Source organism: Pseudomonas sp. LSJ-87, assembly GCF_032971465.1.
GTDB lineage: Bacteria > Pseudomonadota > Gammaproteobacteria > Pseudomonadales > Pseudomonadaceae > Aquipseudomonas > Aquipseudomonas putida_Z.
The window spans coordinates 1-17,373 of the sequence record NZ_JAWJYQ010000021.1 but is presented as its reverse complement, the minus strand read 5'-3'; the positions used below and the strand labels follow the sequence as shown (position 1 = coordinate 17,373).

Below are 17,373 nucleotides of genomic sequence, written 5' to 3'. Positions count from 1 at the left end.
ACACGGGACATACGGTAACCCCGGCCAGGCCGAAGCCTGTCCGCACACGACCGCCATAAAGCGGTGCTACCGAATGAAATCCGGGTGTCTCACGCCCGATCGCCTTGCGAGGCGACCCCGCGACAGTATTCCGGGAACACTTTCCAGCCAAGACAGCACCTTCCGACAGGTGCTGTAGGATAATTCGACAGGGCGTCCGAACTGAAGCATTTGGTTTCTAGTTCGGAAATGTCTTACAGCTCTAGAACCTAGGCGAGGGCTTTGCCCTCGATCGCCGGCAAGCCAGCTCCCACATGGTCCGCACCAACTTCGAGGCATGCACAAGCCAGCTTCCACATGGTCCGTACCAATTTCAAGGCATGCACAAGCCAGCTTCCACATGGTCCGTACCAATTTCAAGGCATGCACAAGCCAGCTTCCACATGGTCCGTACCAATTTCAAGGCATGCACAAGCCAGCTTCCACATGGTCCGTACCAATTTCAAGGCATGCACAAGCCGGCTATCACAGGTGGACCACAGGTCTCAAAAGCGGTGGAGTACCTGTGGGAGCTGGCTTGCCGGCGATTGGGCCTCAAGGCTTGGCGGTGCCCTTCCACCCCCCACCCAACGCCAGGAACACACCAATCTGCCCTTGAGCCACTTGGCTATTGGCCGCTGCCAGCTGCGCGCGCATGTCGGTATAGGTCCGCGTCGCCTGCAGGTCGGCCAGGAACGATTCACGCCCCGCCTGGTAATACCGGTGCGTTTGGTCCGCCGCTTCCTTGGCCGACTTCTCCGCCTCGGCCAGCGCGTCACGCCGGTCCAGCAGGGCGCTGTACTGCGCCAGGCGGGTCTGGGTCTCGCGAATGGCGTTCAGCACTACCCCATCAAAATTCGCCAGGGCTGCCTGGGTCGAGGCTTCGGCCATGCGAATGCGGGCACGGGTGCCATTGGTGGGGATGGTCCAGCTGATCTGCGGGCCGAAGCCCCAGCGGTTGGTCGCCGGCTCGCCAAGGTTCTCGAGGATACCAATGGTGCCAACCTGGGCGCCGATGCTGATGTCGGGGTACAGGGCGCCGGTGGCCACGCCGATGTAGGCAGTGGCAGCGGCCAGCTGCCGTTCGGCCTGGCGCACGTCTGGACGGCGCTTGAGCAACGCCGCTCCATCGCCCACCGGGACCAGCTGGCTCAGGTGCGGCAGCTCGGCACAATCGGCAGTGCCGGCAGGCAGCTGATCGACCGGTTTGGCCAACAAAGCGGCCAGTGTGTACATGCCAGTCTCGCGCTCTGCCTTGAAGCGTGGCAGTTCGGCACGCAAGGATTTGAACTGGGTCTGCGAGCGGGTGACCTGGGTTTCGTCGCCACGCCCGGCATCACGCAGGCGCTGGTTAAGCTTCACGCTCTGCTCCTGCAGGTCGAGCGACTCGCGGGCAATGTGGTATTCCTCGTTGGCCGAGCACACCTGGGTGTAGGCCTTGACCACATCCGCCACCAGGGTGATGCGGGCGGTATCGGCGGCGGCCTGCACTGCGTCGGCATTGGCCTTGGCCGCCTCGGTGCCACGCTTGAAAGTACCCCACAGGTCGAACTGGTACGAAGCACTGATGATGGCTTCGCCGATGTTGGCCACCGGCACTTTCTCTGGCAGCAGGAAGGCCTCGCCCGATTCCTGCAGGCGCTGGGCGCCAAGTTTGACGCCGCCGTTGAAGCCACCTTGCGACTCAGCCACTTCGACCTGGGCGCGCGCCTTGGCAATGTTGGCGGCAGCCACGCGCAGGTCGGTGTTGGCACTCAGGGCCTGGCGCACCAGCTCGTTCAGCCGTTGATCCTGATACAGCTGCCACCAGTCCTCAGGCACCGGTGCCGATACCACGCTGTCGGCATCCTGGCGCAGCGGGCCGTTGAGGTCGCTGCGTTGCACCGCCGCGTCCTTCGGCACCTCATAGTCGGGGCCGACCATCATGCAGGCCCCCAACGACAGGCACAGCCCCGCCAGGATCAGCTGCTTCATGGGCGCTGGCCCTCGATGATCGACACCGTGGCGGTTCGCCCGGCAATCATGCGGAAGTCTTGCGGCACTTCATCAAAGGCGATGCGCACCGGAATACGCTGGGCCAGGCGCACCCAGCTGAATGCGGGGTTGACGTTGGGCAACAGGTTGGCACCACTGCTGCGGTCGCGGTCTTCGATGCCGGCGGCAAAGCTTTGCACGTGGCCACGCAGGCGGGTGTTGTCGCCCATGACGCGAATGTCCACGGCATCGCCGATGTGGATACCGCCAAGCTTGGTTTCCTCGAAGTAGCCATCGACGTGGTACGAGGCGCTGTCGACCACCGACAGCACCGGGCGGCCGGCGGTGACGAATTCGTGATTACGCGGTGCTCGGTCGTTCAGGTAACCGTCCACCGGGCTGCGCACCACCGAGCGGTCGAGGTTGAGCTGGGCGGTATCGACGGCCACCTGCGCTTCGCTGACGGCGGAACGGGCACGGGCCTCGCGGGACTGGCTTTCTTCCAGCTGTTCGGCGGCCACCAGGTTGCCCAGCTTGCGGTTGCGCTGCGCTTCGCGGGAGGCCTGGGCCAGGGTTTCCTGGCGCTCACCCAGGGTCGCCTTGGCCTGGCGCAGGGCCAGGGTGAAGCGGTCCTGGTCGATGGTGAACAGCACATCGCCGCGCTTGACGGTCTGGTTGTCACGCACCTCGACCTTCTGGATCAGCCCGGACACGTCCGGGGCAATCTGGATCACGTCGGCGCGGATGTGGCCGTCGCGGGTCCAGGGGGCGAACATGTAGTACACCACCATCTGCCACACGAGCACGGCGGCGAAGGTCACTACCAGCAAGGTCAGGACCACACGGCCCAGGGTCAGCAAAGGTTTTTTCATGGCAGCATCAGGTTTCGGCAAAAGTGGTCCACCGCACCAAGCAGCACGGCATACAGAGCAACGTTGAACAACGCCCGGTGCCAGACCAGGCGGTAGAAATGCAGGCGCACCAGCACCGCGTGCACCCCGAGGAACAGCAGGTAGGTGCCAAACATCATCACCAGCAGCGTGGGCAGGAATACCCCGCTGATATCCAGTTCACCAATCACAGGGGCGCTCCGTCGAGGCCGGGGGGCAGTTGCGGTTGTTCGGCTGGCTCGAGCATCACCTCCACGCCCGGCAGCAGCGCCAGGCGCAGGCCGCTCAGCGCGTGCAGCAGGTGGGTACGGGCATCGCCGCGCTCGTACAGCTCATCCAGGTTCAGCGCCAGGCGCGCGCGCTCCATGTTGCGCAGCAGCGCGGCCGGGGCGTGCAGGCGCTCGCCGGCGCGCAGGCAGGCGGCATAGTGCGCGCCGACTTCCTCGACTACCGTGTTCAGGCGCTCACGAGCCTGCTGCCCGGCACGCGGCATGTAGGCCAGCAGGTCGAGCAGGTTCAACCCCACGCGCAGGTCGCGCAGTGCCACGCCGCTGTCCTGCCCGGTTTGCGACAAGCGCGGCAGGTGCTGCATCAGGCGGTCGAGCATCTGCACACCGACCTGGCGGTGCTCGGCCAGGGTGGCCGGCTCGGTCATTTCGACGATGTCGCGCCAGGCGAAGCGGGTCATGCGCTTGGCTGCCAGCTCCACGCCGAACGGGCGCATCACCAAGGTCCAGATGAAGGCGAACAGCAGCCCCACGGGGCCGGCCAGGTTGGAATTGAGGAAGGTGAAGAAGTCAGCATCGTAGGCGCCCTGGATGCTGATGAAGGTCGAGGTGTTGACGATGGTCAGCAAGGTACCCAGGTAGAAGCGCGGCTGCACGGTCAGGGTGCCAACGCAGATGAATGGCACGGCGAAGGCCAGCACCAGCATCGGGAAGTCGTGCAGGTTGGGCAGCACCAGGAACAGGTACAGGCTGGAGAAGATGACCGACATCAGCGTCCAGAAGAAGAACCTGTAGATCTGCGGCGCCGGGTCGTCCATGGCGGCGAAGAAGCTGCACGACACGGCGGCGAGGATCACTGCACTGGCGCCGTCGTTCCAGCCCAGGCCAATCCACAGGCCGCAGGCGACAACGATCGCCAGCACGGTTGAGGCCACCGAATACAGCATCAGGCCACGGTCGAAGAACGCCGTCAGGCGGCCCAGGCGCCAGTGGCGGTACACCGCGCGCCAGGGTTTGGAATCGTCGCTGCGCAGGGCATGTTGCAGGCTGCAGCAGTCCTGCCAAAGGTCGGCCCATTCGGTCAGGCGATACAGGGCGTTGGACAGCAGCAGTTCGGCGCGCTGGTCGAGGGCAGCGGCGCCGGGCTGCAGGCGCTCGATCTGTTCGTGCAGGGCGGTCCAGCGGGCGACGGAGGCGCTGTCGACGGTGCCTTTGAGCCATTCGCGGGCGGCATCGAGCAACGGCTGCAACTGGGCGAACTGTGCCGGGGCGCGGCCTTCGAGGGCGACCAGGGCGTCGTCGAGGGCATCGATCACGGGCAGCAGGTGGATCATGCGCCCGCGCAACTCGCGGGCATTCTTCAGGGTGTGCGGACCAGCGCCTTCATGGCCGAGTTGGCCGATCATCAGCTCCAGCGAGTTGAAGGTGGCGACCATCGCCCCGCGCATGCCGCCAACCTGGTCTGCGCTGGCCTGGCGGGCCAGGTAGGTGTCGCTGTAGCGGATCGCTTCGGTGAACCAGCTACCAGTGGCACCGACTACAACTGGCGCCAGCCGTCGTGGCCAGAAGATCGCTCCGACCACCGCCGCGCAGACGATCCCCAGGCAGATTTCCTGGGCGCGGGAAGACGCCACGTCGAACACAGCAAGCGGGTTGTCGACCACCGCCAGGGCAATCATCGGCAAGGTGTAGCCGGCCAGCATCAGCACGTAGTTGTTGGCGGTGCGCAGGTTCAGCGAAAGGAACAGCAAGGTGCCGGTCCACAGGGCGATGGCGATGCTCAGCAGCAACGGCGATTGCACCAGCGGTGGTACCAGGAAAATCGCCCCGCCGGCACCGAGCAGCGTGCCCACGGCACGGTACAGAGCCTTGGAGCTGGTGGGGCCAAGGAACGGGCTGGAGACGATGTACACCGTGGCCATGGCCCAATAGGGGCGCGGCAACTGCATGAGCAGGGCGATGTACAGGGCGATCATGGAGGCGGCAAAGGTACGCACGCCATAGAACCAGTCGCGGGCCGGGGGCACCGAGCTGAAGAAACCGTTCATGCTGCCCCGCCTGTGTTGCCCAGGCCGGCGGCTTCGAAGGCACGCAGCACGCGCAAGGCGGCTTCCAGGTCGGCCTGGTCGATGCCATGCAGCACCACGCGGCGCAGGCGCACCAGCTCGGCTTCGATGGACTCGGCCAGGGTGCGGCCTTCGGCGGTCAGGCTCAGGGCCTTGGCGCGGCGGTCCAGCGGGTCTTCGCTGCGACATACCAAGCCAGCCTTGCACAGCTGGTCGAGCAGGCGCACCAGCGACGGGCTTTCCAGGCCAGCGGCCTGGGCCACGGCCACCTGATGCACGCCGTCACCCAGGCGCACGATCATCAGCAACGGCGCGGCGCAGGCCTCGGATATGCCGTAACCGGTCAGGGCGGTATGGCAGATGCGCCGCCAATGGCGGGCGGCAACCACCATGCCACTGCTGACTTGCAGGCGCAGGAGATCAAGGGACATGACAGGAACCAAGGATATTCATAGTTTGCTAACTATCAATATACGCCTGTGCCTCCCCCTGTCGTCAACCAGGGGGATGGATGAATTGTTGTTCATGCTGGGCCTTCTGGCCTGCCTGTGCCGGCCTCTTCGCGGGTAAACCCGCTCCCACAGGTGCTGCATAGGATTCAGCCATGCGCGGTACCTGTGGGAGCGGGTTTACCCGCGAAGAGGCCCGGACAGGCAACAGAGCATTCAGGGTTGTATCTGGTCTTCCAGCTTCATGGTCAAGGCCAGTGTGCTGCCCATCTGCACCGCGCGGTCACGCCACTCCTGGTAGCGGCCCTCGTCACGGCTGCTGAAGTGTACCGCCAGCTCCTCGGCCGCCTGTACCACCCCCGCAGCTGCCGCCAGCTCCAGCCAGTACAGCGCGGCCTTGAGATCAGCCTCCACGTACAGCCCATGCATCAGCCGGTAGCCCACCTCGAAACGGCAGCGTGCCTCGCCCTGCTCGGCCCCGCGCAGGAACCACTGGTAGGCCTGTACCAGGTCGACCTGCCACTGCAGGCCGCCATCACACACCTCTTCCTCGTACAGGTCACCCAGCGCGGCAGCGGCATGCAGCATGCCCCGCTCGAAAGCCTGCCGGTAGCACTCCGCCGCCTGCATGTAAGAGGGCTCGATGCCTTTGCCGAAGTAATGTTGCTGCCCAAGGTTGAACCATGCCGCGGCATTGCCTTGCAGGGCCGCCATGCGCAACAGGTGGCCGGCCAACACTGTGTCAGCACGCCAGTATTTGCCGTTGAGCCAGATCCAGCCAAGGTCGTTGAGCGCCGCCACGCTGCCTTGCAAGGCCTGGCGGCGCAGGTCGACGTACACCGCCTGCAGGTCGCTGGCTTCGTCCAGGCGGCTGACCAGCAGCGAGCGCTGGCTGGGCAACCCTATCCCGGCAAACAGTCGCTGTCGCCTCCCGACAGCGGCCGGTGGGGCAATGACCCGCTCGGGCAAAAGGCGGGCAAGCAGCGAATGGATATTGCTGGCAGCAGACATGTTCATCCTCATTGAACGACACACAACCCCAACCTTCGGCTGTGATGAGGCGTGATTCTGCGTGACGTAACGTCAAAACCTGTCGCGAACGATTCGGCGCCAGGCAACCAAATGCGACTTCCTTGATCTGAGCAGGCTGTGGCCAATTGCCATGCCCCACGCCTGCCGCCATCCTATTGCGGCAAGCCTAGACAAGGACGTTATCTTTTGCCGTTCGCCACAACTCGCGCCACCCTCAGCCGACAGTGGGCGCTGCTGCGCCAGTTGCCCAGCCGCTCCCCAGGCATTACCAGCGCCGAATTGGTCTGGCGCCTGCGTGACGTGGGCTTCACTGTCAGCAAACGCACTGTCGAGCGTGATCTCAACGAGCTGTCGCTGATATTTCCGCTGGAGCGCAATGACAAGAGCATCCCGTTTGGCTGGCATTGGTCGGCGAGCGCCGTGGGCGACTTGCGCGGCAATTTCGACTTGTTGACGCACCTGCGCGGTGATGCGCTGCAACCGGCTCGGGGTGAGGGGGTGGAGTTGGTGGCGCGGATCAGCGATACGCTGGCGCGGCAGTTGCGGGTTGCGCCGTTGAGTAGCGACATGCAACTGACGGCGTTGGAGCACGGGCATCGGTTGCAGGCCACGGTGAGTGACGGCTGGCCACTGCGCTGGTGGCTGTTGAGCCATGGCGATGGGGTGGTGGTGGAGCAGCCGGGCGGCTTGCGGGAGGAGATTGGCAAGATCCTGAGCAATGCGGCGGCGCAGTACCAGAATTTTTAGCCTGTGCTGGCCTCTTCGCGGGCTTGCCCGCTCCCACAGGTACTCTACAGATTCTGAAGTGTGTGGTTTTCCTGTGGGAGCGGGCAAGCCCGCGAAGAGGCCGGCACAGGCATACCAGTTAGCGCTGCATGCCCCAGCGCCGCACCGTCAGCCGCTCCAGGGTATTGAACACCAGCCCTTCCACCAGCAAGCCGATAAGGATCACCACCGCCAACCCGGCAAACACCTTGTCGGTGTACAGCTCGTTGCGGTTCTGGAAGATGTACCAGCCCAACCCGCCTTTGCCACTGCTGGCCCCGAACACCAGCTCGGCAGCGATCAGTGTGCGCCAGGCGAATGCCCAGCCGATCTTCAGCCCCGAGAGGATCGACGGCAACGCCGCCGGCACCAGGATATGCAGCACCAGCCGCAGCCCTTTCAGGCCGTAATTGCGCCCGGCCATGCGCAGGGTTTCCGACACGCCGAGAAAGCCCGCATAGGTGTTCAGCGCCAGCGCCCATAGCACCGAGTGCACCAGCACGAAGATCAGGCTGTTGTCGCCCAGCCCGAACCACAGCAAGGCCAGGGGCAACAAGGCAATCGCCGGCAACGGGTTGAACATCGAGGTCAGGGTGCCCAGCAGATCGCGCCCAAGCTGGGTCGACACCGCCAAGCTGGTGAGGCCGAAGGCCAGGATGATCCCCAGCAGGTAACCCTTGAGCAGAATCACCAGCGACACGCCAACCTTGGCCGGCAGCTCACCGCTGACCAGGCCGTCCCACAGCGCCGTGGCCGTCTGCAGGAAGGTTGGTAGCAGCAGATCGTTGCCCTGGTAGCGGGCAATGGCCTCCCACAGCACGGCGATCACCAGCAGGATGACCGCCTTGCGCAACCAGCCGTGCTGCCACAGGCGCTGAGCCAACGGCAGGTTGCGCTCCACAGGCACACTGAGCAAAGGCTCCAGCTGCACCTCGTATTCCTGGCGTACAGGTGTAGTGGTCATGGCTGAAGCTCCTGTCAGTAGGCGATACGGATATCGTTGAAACCAAGATCGTCGGGCTGTTCGGGGGCATCCACCTCATCGAACAGCAAACGATGGATGCGCCGGGCACTGGCCTGGAAGTCGCTGCCACCCAGGCTGCCCAAGTCGTACTGGTGGCTGTGCACTTCGGCGCGCACCCGCCCTGGGTGGGGGGACAACAGCAGGATGCGGTTGCCGACCACCAGAGCCTCTTCGATGGAGTGGGTAACGAACAGCAGGGTAAAACGCACCTCCTCCCACAGCAGCAGCAGTTCTTCCTGCATCTTGCGCCGGGTCAGCGCATCAAGTGCCGCGAACGGTTCGTCCATCAGCAGGATCTTCGGCTGCGTGGCCAAGGCCCGGGCAATCGCCACGCGCGCTTTCATACCGCCCGACAGGGTGTGTGGGTAGGCATCGGCGAAGGCGGCCAGGCCGACTTTTTCCAGGTAGTGCAGCGCCCGCTCCTCGGCCTCGGCGCGTTTCAGCTGGCCCGACACCAGCAGAGGGAACATGACGTTCTGTTTCACCGTCTTCCATGGCGGCAGCTGGTCGAACTCCTGGAACACCACGATGCGGTCGGGGCCTGGGCCGCTGACTGGCTGACCTTGCAGCAGAATCTGCCCTTCCTGGGGCGAGATGAACCCGGCCACGGCCTTGAGCAAGGTGGACTTGCCGCAGCCGGAGGGGCCGAGCAGCACGAAGCGGTCGGCACGGTCGACTTCGAAGCTGACCTGGTGGGTGGCCCGCACCACGCGTTGCGCGGTGCGGTATTCGAGGTTGAGGTTATCCACCTTGAGCAAAGGCGGCGTTGCGACACGGCTCAGGTTGCTGGCCGTGTGGCCTGGCAATGGGGCGGTCATGATCGGTCAGCTCCCCTGCAGTGGGCGTTCATCCTGGAAGAAGTAGTCCTTCCACGACTCCGGCTTGTGCTTGATGGCGCCTACCCGATAGAGGAAGTCGGCCAGCTTGTAGGTGTTCTTTGGCGTGACGGTGAATTCGTACTGCGGGTTGTCGATCAGCTTGATCAGTGTGTCGCGGTCGATCTTGGCCTTGGTCACGCGGATGTAGGTGTCGGCGGCGGCCGCCTTGTCCTTCTGGGCGAAGTCCGCGGCTTCGGCCAGCGCGTCGACGAAGGCCTTGTAGGTCTTGGGGTTGTCCTTGCGGAATTTTTCGGTGGCGAACAGCAAGGTCGGCGAGTTGGGGCCGAGCAGGTCGTAGCTGTTGAGCACCACGTGCACGTTCTTGTTGGCCAGCACCTGGTCCTGGAACGGCGGGTTGGAGAAGTGCCCGTTGAGTTCGGTGCCACCGGCCAACAGCGCGGCAGTGGCATCCGGGTGCGGCACGGCCAGGGTGTACTTGTCGAGGCGGTTGTATTCCTTGTCGCCCCATTGCTGGGCGGCGGCGTATTGCAGGAAGCGCGACTGCACCGAAACGCCTACCGCCGGCACGGCGATGCGGTCCTTGTCGGAGAGGTCGGCAATGGTCTTCACGTTGGGGTTGCTGCTGACCAGGTAGTACGGGAAGTTGCCCAGCGAGGCCACGGCCTTGACGTTCTGTCGGCCCTTGGTACGGTCCCACACGGTCAACAGTGGGCCGACGCCGGCACCGGCGATGTCCACCGAACCGGACAGCAGTGCGTCGTTGATGGCCGACCCACCCGACAGCTGGGCCCAATCGACTTCGATGTCGATGCCCTGCTCCTTGCCGTGTTTTTCGATCAGATGCTGGTCACGCACTACGTTCAGCAGCAGGTAGACAATGCCGAACTGTTCGGCGATGCGAATCTTGCCTTCTGCTTGCGCCGCGGCGGGGGCCGCCAGGCTGCCTACGACCAGGCTTGCGCCCAGGCCGATGCTTGCCGCCAGGCGGCTGATGGATTTACGCATGATGGGTTTCCTCAGTCGTCAGAACGGGGCATCGCCCTGGATGGTGGTGCGGTAAAGCTTGCGCCGCAGGTGTGCGGGGCAGCCGGTGGCCAGGTGGATCAGCGAGCGGTTGTCCCAGAACACCAGGTCGTGGGGCTGCCACTGGTGGCGGTAGATGTTCTGCTCCAGCACGCTCAGGGCATACAGCTGTTGCAGCACGTCGCGGCTTTCGTCGCTTGGCAGGCCGACGATGCGGGTGGTGAAACCTTCGCTGACAAACAGCGCCTTGCGGCCGTTTTCCGGGTGGGTACGGACCACCGGGTGGATGACTTCCTGTACCTGCGCCAGTTGCTCGGCGGTCAGGGTCGGGCGCCAGTTGCCTTCGAATTTGGTCTCGGCGTAACGGGCGGTGTAGGAGTGCGCAGCATCACGGCCCTCGATGACCTTGCGCAGGGCCGCGGGTACGGCGTCCCAGGCCTTGTGCATGTCGGCGAACAGGGTATCGCCGCCCTCGTCGGGCAGTTCCTGGGCATGCAGCATGGAGCCGAGGCTGGGCAGTTCCTTGTACGACAGGTCCGAGTGCCAGAACTTGCCGGCATCACCCAGGCCGATGTTCTGGCCGTTTTCGATGATGTTGGAAACGATCAGGATCTCGGGGTGGCCGGCGAGCAGGAACTGCTTGAGCACATGGATCTGCAACGGACCAAAACGGCGGCTGAAGGCGATCTGCTGGTCGGGGCTGATGCGCTGGTCGCGGAACACCAGCACATGGTGATCGAGGTGGGCGCGATGGATACGGGCGAAATCCTCGGCGTTGACCGGTTTGGCCAGGTCCAGGCCGATGATCTCGGCGCCTACGGCACCGGAGAACGGGCGGATTTCGAAGCGTTGCGGCTGGGCGCTGTCGATGATCGACAAGGCGTTCGAGGCGGCTGACATTTTTCACTCCCACGCAGTGCGCGACTTCAATGGCGCGCAACGATCAGAAACGCACGGGGATTTCCCGTGTGGGTTCAAGTCGTGCGGCGCATCGATTGGTCGACGGGTACGCAGTGGAAGTGACTATAAAGTCATAAGAGCTTTATTTTAAATACCGTTAAAGAATAACCATAGCACTGCTGCCAGGGGTGCTACGCAATCAGATCAAGCCGCCCTGCTCTTCTTCATCAATGAGGTTGTTCAGGCTGCTGAGCGCCTTGCGCGCTGTAGAACGGTTGAGCAGCTTGGCCTGCGCACCGGGGGGCAGGTCGGTGATCTTGAACACACCCTTGGCGGTCAGTACATCGATCAGGTCCTCGAGCACGCGGATCATGTCGAGGTCGCTTTGCTTGAGCTGGTTGAGGCTGTTTTCCACCACGTCGTGGGCAAACCATTCCTGGATATCGGCATGGTCGGCGGGGAGCATTTCGGTGAACTCGTCAAAAGCGGCTGCTTCTACCCGCAGCAACTGGCCAGCGGCATCGCGTTGCACGTAGAACATGGCGGTGTCCCTCGTCACATTGGTTCCTTGGTGGTAGACAGCAGCATAGGCAAAGATCACCAGGCACGCCGGCCCGGCGCCAGAGTATGCGCTGTCATGGAGTTGCGGGAAAGGCCCTGGCACGCGCCCTGTAGGAGCGGCCTTGTGTCGCGATAGGGCCGCAAAGCGGCCCCACGGTTTCGGCAACAATGCCTCGGAGACCTGGGGGCTGCTCTGCAGCCCATCGCGACACAAGGCCGCTCCTACAGGGACAGCGCCAGCCTGAAGCCGGTGATGGCGATGGGCTGCAGGGCAGCCCATTGGCGCATCAGCTGTCCTTGTTGTGGACGATGATGGTCGGGTCAGCACCGCTGATCAACGAGTTGATCGTGGTGTTGGACCAGTTCACCCCTTCCAGCTTGATGGTCACGTCGGCGTTGGCGATACCACCAGCGGCATTGAGCTTGCCTTCGCTGCTGACCTGCAGCGTCGTCGTGCCTTCCACCGTGGTGAGTTTCAGGTAGTTGTCGATGGTGCTGCCCTTCTCGCCCTGGAGCAGGTCCTTCAGGTCGATACGGTCGCCTTCGGCCACCTTGAAATCCTTGATCACGTCTTTGCCGGTATCGCCAGCCTTCCATACGAAGGTGTCGGCACCGCTGCCACCAGTCATGGTGTCATCGCCCTTGCCGCCAAGCAGGATGTCATTGCCTTCACCACCGAGCAAAGTGTCCTTGCCCAGGCCACCGATCAGGATGTCATTGCCCTTGCCACCGTCGAGGGTGTCGTCGCCGCCCTGGCCGAACAGGAGGTCATTGCCCGCGCCACCATTGAGTATGTCGTTGCCATCGTTGCTGCGCGAGACATCGAATTCGCTGACATGCTCGACGATGTACTTGTGCAGCACGCGACCGTCGACATCACCCAGGGCCACACCCAGCTGGCCTGCGACATATCCCTGTATGGCTTCGACACCGTTGCCGGCGACCGAACCAAAGCTCACCAGGTCACCGAAGATGATGTCGTTGCCATCACCACCGTTGACGGTGTCATTGCCCGGCACGGTGGCTTCGGTGTGGCCGAGGATCGCTTCCGCCAGTTTGCTCGGATCGATATTGGTCTGCGGCTTGCTATCGGTGTCGTAAGGCTTCAGGTCGTTGACGTTGACCGCGCTGTTGAGGCCAATGGCCTCCACGCCAGACAGCTTGGACAACAACAGGAAGCTCTGCTGGGAATTGAGGTCCGCATAGTAGTCGGTCCAGCGGTCGGAAGTGGCGTAGGAAAACTCATAAGTACCATCTCCCTGAGCATGCAACTGTCCGCTTGCATAACTGTCGGTCTTCCAGTTGTTGCCGCTTCCGGTTTTGTACTCGGCGGTCATGTTGCCAGCGGCGTCGATGCTGAATCGGTTGTTGTTCCCCACGAGCTTGTTAGTGACCACATCACCCAATTTGTAGTTGATCGACTTCAGCACTGCATCCAGCGTGTAGCTTGAGTTCATGAGCGTGGGGTCATACTCGCCGGTCTGGTACACGTTCGGCTGGCCGTCGGTGATGAAGAACGTCTGGCGGCTGCCGGTGTTGCCCGCGTCCATCAATTGCTTGAACCAGTTAGCGGTGGTCTTGAAGGCATCCTCGTAGTTGGTCGAGCCGTTGGAATAGAGCGTATTGAGCGCAGTGTAGAGCGTGCTCAACGCGTTCTTGTCGCCCAGGTTGACCGAAACCGTGCTGTTCACCTGGGTGGAGAAGTCCACCAGCAGGATGTTCACTGTACCGGACTGCGCGCCCTTGACGCTGTTGGCCAAGGTATCGAACACCGACTTCAGCGAGTTGCGCGCGGCATCGACCGCGCTGCCCATGCTGCCTGAGGTATCGACGATGAACGCAATGTTGTAGTCCTGACCCGGTGTCACGTGCAGGCCACTGATGTCGGCAACGATGATGTCGCTGGTGGCGGTGCCGGTGAAACTGTCGCTGTCGGTGGTCAGGTTGCTGGCGGTATAGGTGTCCGGATAGACAGTTACCTTGATCGTGCCTTCGGTGGAGGCTTTGCTGCCGCCCACGCTTTCGGTAGCGGTCGAGGTGACCTTCACATCGAAACTGCCCTGGTAGTACGCCGGCGGCTTGATGCTCAGGCCGTTGAGGCTCCAGCCGGTGACGTCAACCGAAGTGGCGCCGACGGTTACGGTATGACCAGCGCCATCGCTGAGCACCGAACCTGCCGGAATGCCGTCCAGCTTGACGCTCAGGCTCTCGGAGCCGTCGGTGTCGGTCAGGTTGGTGGAAATGCCAACCAGCTTGACGGTGCCGTTCTCCGGCCCTTCGTTGAGCTTGTAGCCGTCGTAGTAGCCCTGGCCGTCACTGCCATGGAAATCGGACACGGAAAGCCCGGCGTTACCCATCGCCGCAACGTTCGGGTACATCGGGATGGCCGAGCTGCTCAGGTCGGTCACCGGGCCGTTACCGACCTTGACGTTGATATCCAGGCTACCCGGGCCGGACTGGTTGGCGTGGTAGATCTCCAGGGTGTAGTAGCCGCTGACAGGCGGCGAGAAGCTGCCGGAGATCGTACCGCCCGCCCCCCAGGTGGCGCCGACCACGCTGGTTTTGCCGATGTAGACCTGCAGGCTGTCATCGGCGGTGCCGCTGAAGGTGTAGGTCTGGCCGGCTTCCAGGTAGATCAGGCCGGAGGTCTTGGAGCCAGTGCCGGCGGCAACGCTACCGCCCGAATCGGCGCTGGTAACCTGCTCGGTCTTGCTGGCACTGCCAGAGTTGGCGAACACGTTCTTCAGCGCAGTACCGCTGATGCCGTTGCCGTTGGTGCCCAGGCCCGTGAGGCTGTTCCAGGTTTCCTTGGTCAGGCCAAGCGAATCGGGGGTGTTGCTGCCGATGTTCAGGCCAGGCTTGTCGGCTACAGGTGCAATATCGACCTTCAGCGTGGCCTCGCCACCAGCAGCGGTACCGTCGGTAGGCTTGTACTTGATCTGGGCATAGTCGGCCTGCTTGTTGCCGACGCCCGTTCCGCCATATCCGTCGATACCCGACTCGTTGGGTTTCGGCACGAACCGCAGGTTGCCGGCAGCGATGTCGGCCTGGCTGACGGTCTGGTTCTGGGCGACGTTGACCCAGGCGGTGCCGTTGAAGAGCTGCAGGGAACCCGCTGGCAGCTGGGTGAAGGTCACACCCAGGCTCGACAGGGCGCTGTCGACGTCGGAAATGTTGAAGTCGTTCCAGGTCAGCACCAGCGGCGTGTCTTCGACGCCAGTGACAGCGCCGCCAGTGGCGACCGGTGCGTCGTTGACGGCGATCACATTCACCGTGGTCGTGGCGGTGTTCGAGGTATTAACGCCGTCGGTCACCGTCACGGTAATGATGCGAGGCGTGGTGCTCGGGTTCTCGCTGCTGTTGATGAAGGTGATGTTCTTGATCGCCTGGATATAGTCGGCCAGCGATGCAGCGCCGCTCAGGGTCAGGACTACCTTGCCGTCGGTGCTGTTGGCGTTGATCGAGATGCCGTTGACACTGTTGCCCAGGTTCAGCGCGTCACCCGGCTGGCGGTTGGTCAGGGTGACCGTCGCGCCAGTCAGCTTCGAGCTGTCGAAGTCGGTGATGGTGACGTCCACATCGCCGATCGACACACCACTGCCTGGCTGGTTCTCGGTGAAGTTGGTCTGGTAGTCGGCACCGGTCTTGCCGCTGGAGTCGTTGCCATCCAGGTCCAGAACCGGGGCTGGCTCGAAGATCTGGGTGGTCACGCTGCCGGCGCTGGAGCTGATGTCGAGCTTCTCGAAGTTGCCGCCAGTGGCCGAATCGATCTTGACGGTGAAATGCTCGGTGCCCTCGGTGAAGTTGTCCTTGAGGGTCGGGATGGTGAACGTTGCCTGCGTGCTGTTGGCCTTGATCACCACGGTGGCCACGCCGGTGTAGTCCGTGCCATCGGCCGCGGTGCCGGTGTAGGTCAGTTTGACGGTGACGTCGCTCTCGGCCTTGTTGGTCAGGTTCAGGACGTACGTGGCATCGCCACCTTCGGCGACCGCGGAGGTGCCGCTGATGCTGAGGGTGGTGGTCTGGATGGTATCCGTTACCGCAGTGACCGCCGCCGTATCGCTGACATTCAGTTTCTCGAAGTTGCCACCGCTGGTTTCGGTGATCTTCGCCGAAACGTTGCCTGCATCGATATAGACGTCATCGGTAGGCGCCGGAACGGTAACGCTACCGGAGAGCTTGCCCGCTTCGATGCTGATGACGGCACCGTTGCTGAGCTTGATGGTCATGTCGGTGCCGGCCTTGTTGGTCAAGGTGGCGGTGTAGGTGATCTGGCCACCTTCCTGGACGGTAGGAGTGGCAGTCAGGGTCAGACCGGTGTTATCGATGGTATCGGTGACTTTGGTCACAGCTGCAGAGTTGCTGATGTTCAGCTTCTCGAAGTCGCCACCGGTGGTGCCGGTGACAGTCACGCTCAGGTTTTCGGCATCGAGGTACACGTCGTCGCTTGGCGCATTGATGGTGATCGACGCTTCCTTCGAGCCGGCTGCGATGGTGATGGTTTCACCGTTGCTCAGCTTGATCACCAAGTCGGTACCGGCCTTGTTGGTCAAGGTAGCGGTGTAGGTGATCTTGCCACCTTCGGCCACGGTGTCCGTTGCGGTCAGGGTGAGCGTGGCTATGTCCGGAGTGGCCGGATTGTCAGTGACTGTGGTCACCGGCTCGCCAACAGCCACGGTCTTCTCGTAGTTGCCACCCGAGATATTGGTGATCTTGTTGGTCAGGTCCAGGTTGGTGTTGTGGACGTTGTTCGGTGCAGTGAACGGTACCGAAGCCGACGAATCGCCCACCGGGATGGTGATGGTCTGGCCGTTGGCCAACTTCACTACCAGATCGGAACCGGTGACTTTGTGGTTGACCGACGCGGTGTAAGTCACCACGCCGCCCTCGACCACACTTTGCGTGGCGGTCAGGGTCACGGTGGTGGTGTCGATGGTGTCGGTGACCTTGGTCACAGCTGCGGTGCTGCTGACGTCCAGCTTCTCGAAATCACCACCGGTGGTACCGGTGACGGTCACGCTCAGGTTTTCGGCATCGAGGTACACGTCATCGCTTGGGGCATTGATGGTGATCGACGCTTCTTTCGAACCGGCGGCGATGGTGATCGTCTCACCGTTGCTCAGCTTGATCACCAAGTCGGTACCGGCCTTGTTGGTCAAGGTAGCTGTATAGGTGATCTTGCCACCTTCGGCCACGGTGTCCGTTGCGGTCAGGGTGAGCGTGGTTATGTCCGGAGTGGCCGGATTGTCAGTGACAGTGGTCACCGGCTCGCCTACGGCCACGGTCTTCTCGTAATTGCCGCCCGAGATATTGGTGATCTTGTTGGTCAGGTCCAGGTTGGTGTTGTGCACGTTGTTCGGTGCAGTGAACGGTACCGAAGCCGACGACTCGCCCACCGGGATGGTGATGGTCTGGCCGTTGGCCAACTTCACCACCAGGTCCGAACCGGTGACCTTGTGGTTAACCGACGCGGTGTAGGTCACCACGCCGCCTTCAGCGACGGTCGAAGTCGCGGTCAGGGTGACGGTAGTGGAGTCGATGGTGTCGGTGACCTTGGTCACGGCTGCAGTGCTGCTGATGTTCAGCTTCTCGAAGTCGCCACCGG

13 protein-coding genes are annotated in these 17,373 nt (G+C 62.9%); 1 reads left to right on the top strand and 12 read right to left on the bottom strand.

What is annotated here, in order from left to right:
- Positions 1-573: 573 nt before the first annotated feature.
- The 6 genes from RYH74_RS13380 to RYH74_RS13355 form a co-directional block, all read right to left on the bottom strand.
- A complete protein-coding gene (locus RYH74_RS13380; RefSeq protein WP_317409541.1) occupies positions 574-1,992 on the bottom strand; it encodes a TolC family protein in 1,419 nt (472 codons plus the stop codon).
- Positions 1,989-2,864 carry an HlyD family secretion protein gene (locus RYH74_RS13375; RefSeq protein ID WP_010951565.1) on the bottom strand — a complete coding sequence of 292 codons (876 nt, stop codon included), beginning with the start codon at positions 2,862-2,864 and terminating at the stop codon, positions 1,989-1,991. The genes RYH74_RS13380 and RYH74_RS13375 overlap by 4 nt, the downstream gene beginning before the upstream one ends.
- Positions 2,861-3,073: a DUF1656 domain-containing protein gene (locus RYH74_RS13370; protein WP_003255905.1), complete on the bottom strand. Its 213-nt coding sequence runs from the start codon at positions 3,071-3,073 to the stop codon at positions 2,861-2,863. The genes RYH74_RS13375 and RYH74_RS13370 overlap by 4 nt, the downstream gene beginning before the upstream one ends.
- Complete coding sequence (locus RYH74_RS13365; RefSeq protein ID WP_025337267.1) at positions 3,070-5,157, bottom strand: FUSC family protein; 2,088 nt, start codon at positions 5,155-5,157, stop codon at positions 3,070-3,072. Before RYH74_RS13365 ends, RYH74_RS13370 begins: the two co-directional genes overlap by 4 nt.
- Positions 5,154-5,606, bottom strand: coding sequence for a MarR family winged helix-turn-helix transcriptional regulator (locus RYH74_RS13360; protein ID WP_317409540.1), 453 nt, complete (start codon positions 5,604-5,606; stop codon positions 5,154-5,156). The genes RYH74_RS13365 and RYH74_RS13360 overlap by 4 nt, the downstream gene beginning before the upstream one ends.
- Before the next feature lie 234 nt (positions 5,607-5,840).
- Entirely contained in the window at positions 5,841-6,635 is a 795-nt protein-coding gene (locus tag RYH74_RS13355) for a tetratricopeptide repeat protein (protein WP_025337265.1), read from the bottom strand.
- Positions 6,636-6,842: 207 nt separating this feature from the next.
- On the opposite strand from RYH74_RS13355, the gene RYH74_RS13350 reads away from it, so the two are divergent.
- Complete coding sequence (locus tag RYH74_RS13350; RefSeq protein ID WP_025337264.1) at positions 6,843-7,403, top strand: WYL domain-containing protein; 561 nt, start codon at positions 6,843-6,845, stop codon at positions 7,401-7,403.
- 118 nt (positions 7,404-7,521) lie between these two features.
- Here RYH74_RS13350 and RYH74_RS13345 read toward each other — a convergent pair whose 3' ends face one another.
- The 6 genes from RYH74_RS13345 to RYH74_RS13320 form a co-directional block, all read right to left on the bottom strand.
- A complete protein-coding gene (locus RYH74_RS13345; protein WP_047934522.1) occupies positions 7,522-8,385 on the bottom strand; it encodes an ABC transporter permease in 864 nt (287 codons plus the stop codon).
- Positions 8,386-8,399: 14 nt separating this feature from the next.
- Positions 8,400-9,263: an ABC transporter ATP-binding protein gene (locus tag RYH74_RS13340; RefSeq protein ID WP_317409539.1), complete on the bottom strand. Its 864-nt coding sequence runs from the start codon at positions 9,261-9,263 to the stop codon at positions 8,400-8,402.
- Positions 9,264-9,269: 6 nt separating this feature from the next.
- Complete coding sequence (locus RYH74_RS13335; protein WP_025337262.1) at positions 9,270-10,289, bottom strand: ABC transporter substrate-binding protein; 1,020 nt, start codon at positions 10,287-10,289, stop codon at positions 9,270-9,272.
- 18 nt (positions 10,290-10,307) lie between these two features.
- Entirely contained in the window at positions 10,308-11,207 is a 900-nt protein-coding gene (locus RYH74_RS13330; RefSeq protein WP_025337261.1) for a TauD/TfdA dioxygenase family protein, read from the bottom strand.
- A 199-nt stretch (positions 11,208-11,406) separates the two neighbouring features.
- Positions 11,407-11,748, bottom strand: a complete 342-nt coding sequence (locus tag RYH74_RS13325) for a hypothetical protein (protein ID WP_025337260.1) — start codon at positions 11,746-11,748, stop codon at positions 11,407-11,409.
- A 307-nt stretch (positions 11,749-12,055) separates the two neighbouring features.
- Positions 12,056-17,373 (bottom strand): immunoglobulin-like domain-containing protein (locus tag RYH74_RS13320; RefSeq protein ID WP_317409537.1); only part of this gene is annotated, 5,318 nt, incomplete at its 5' end.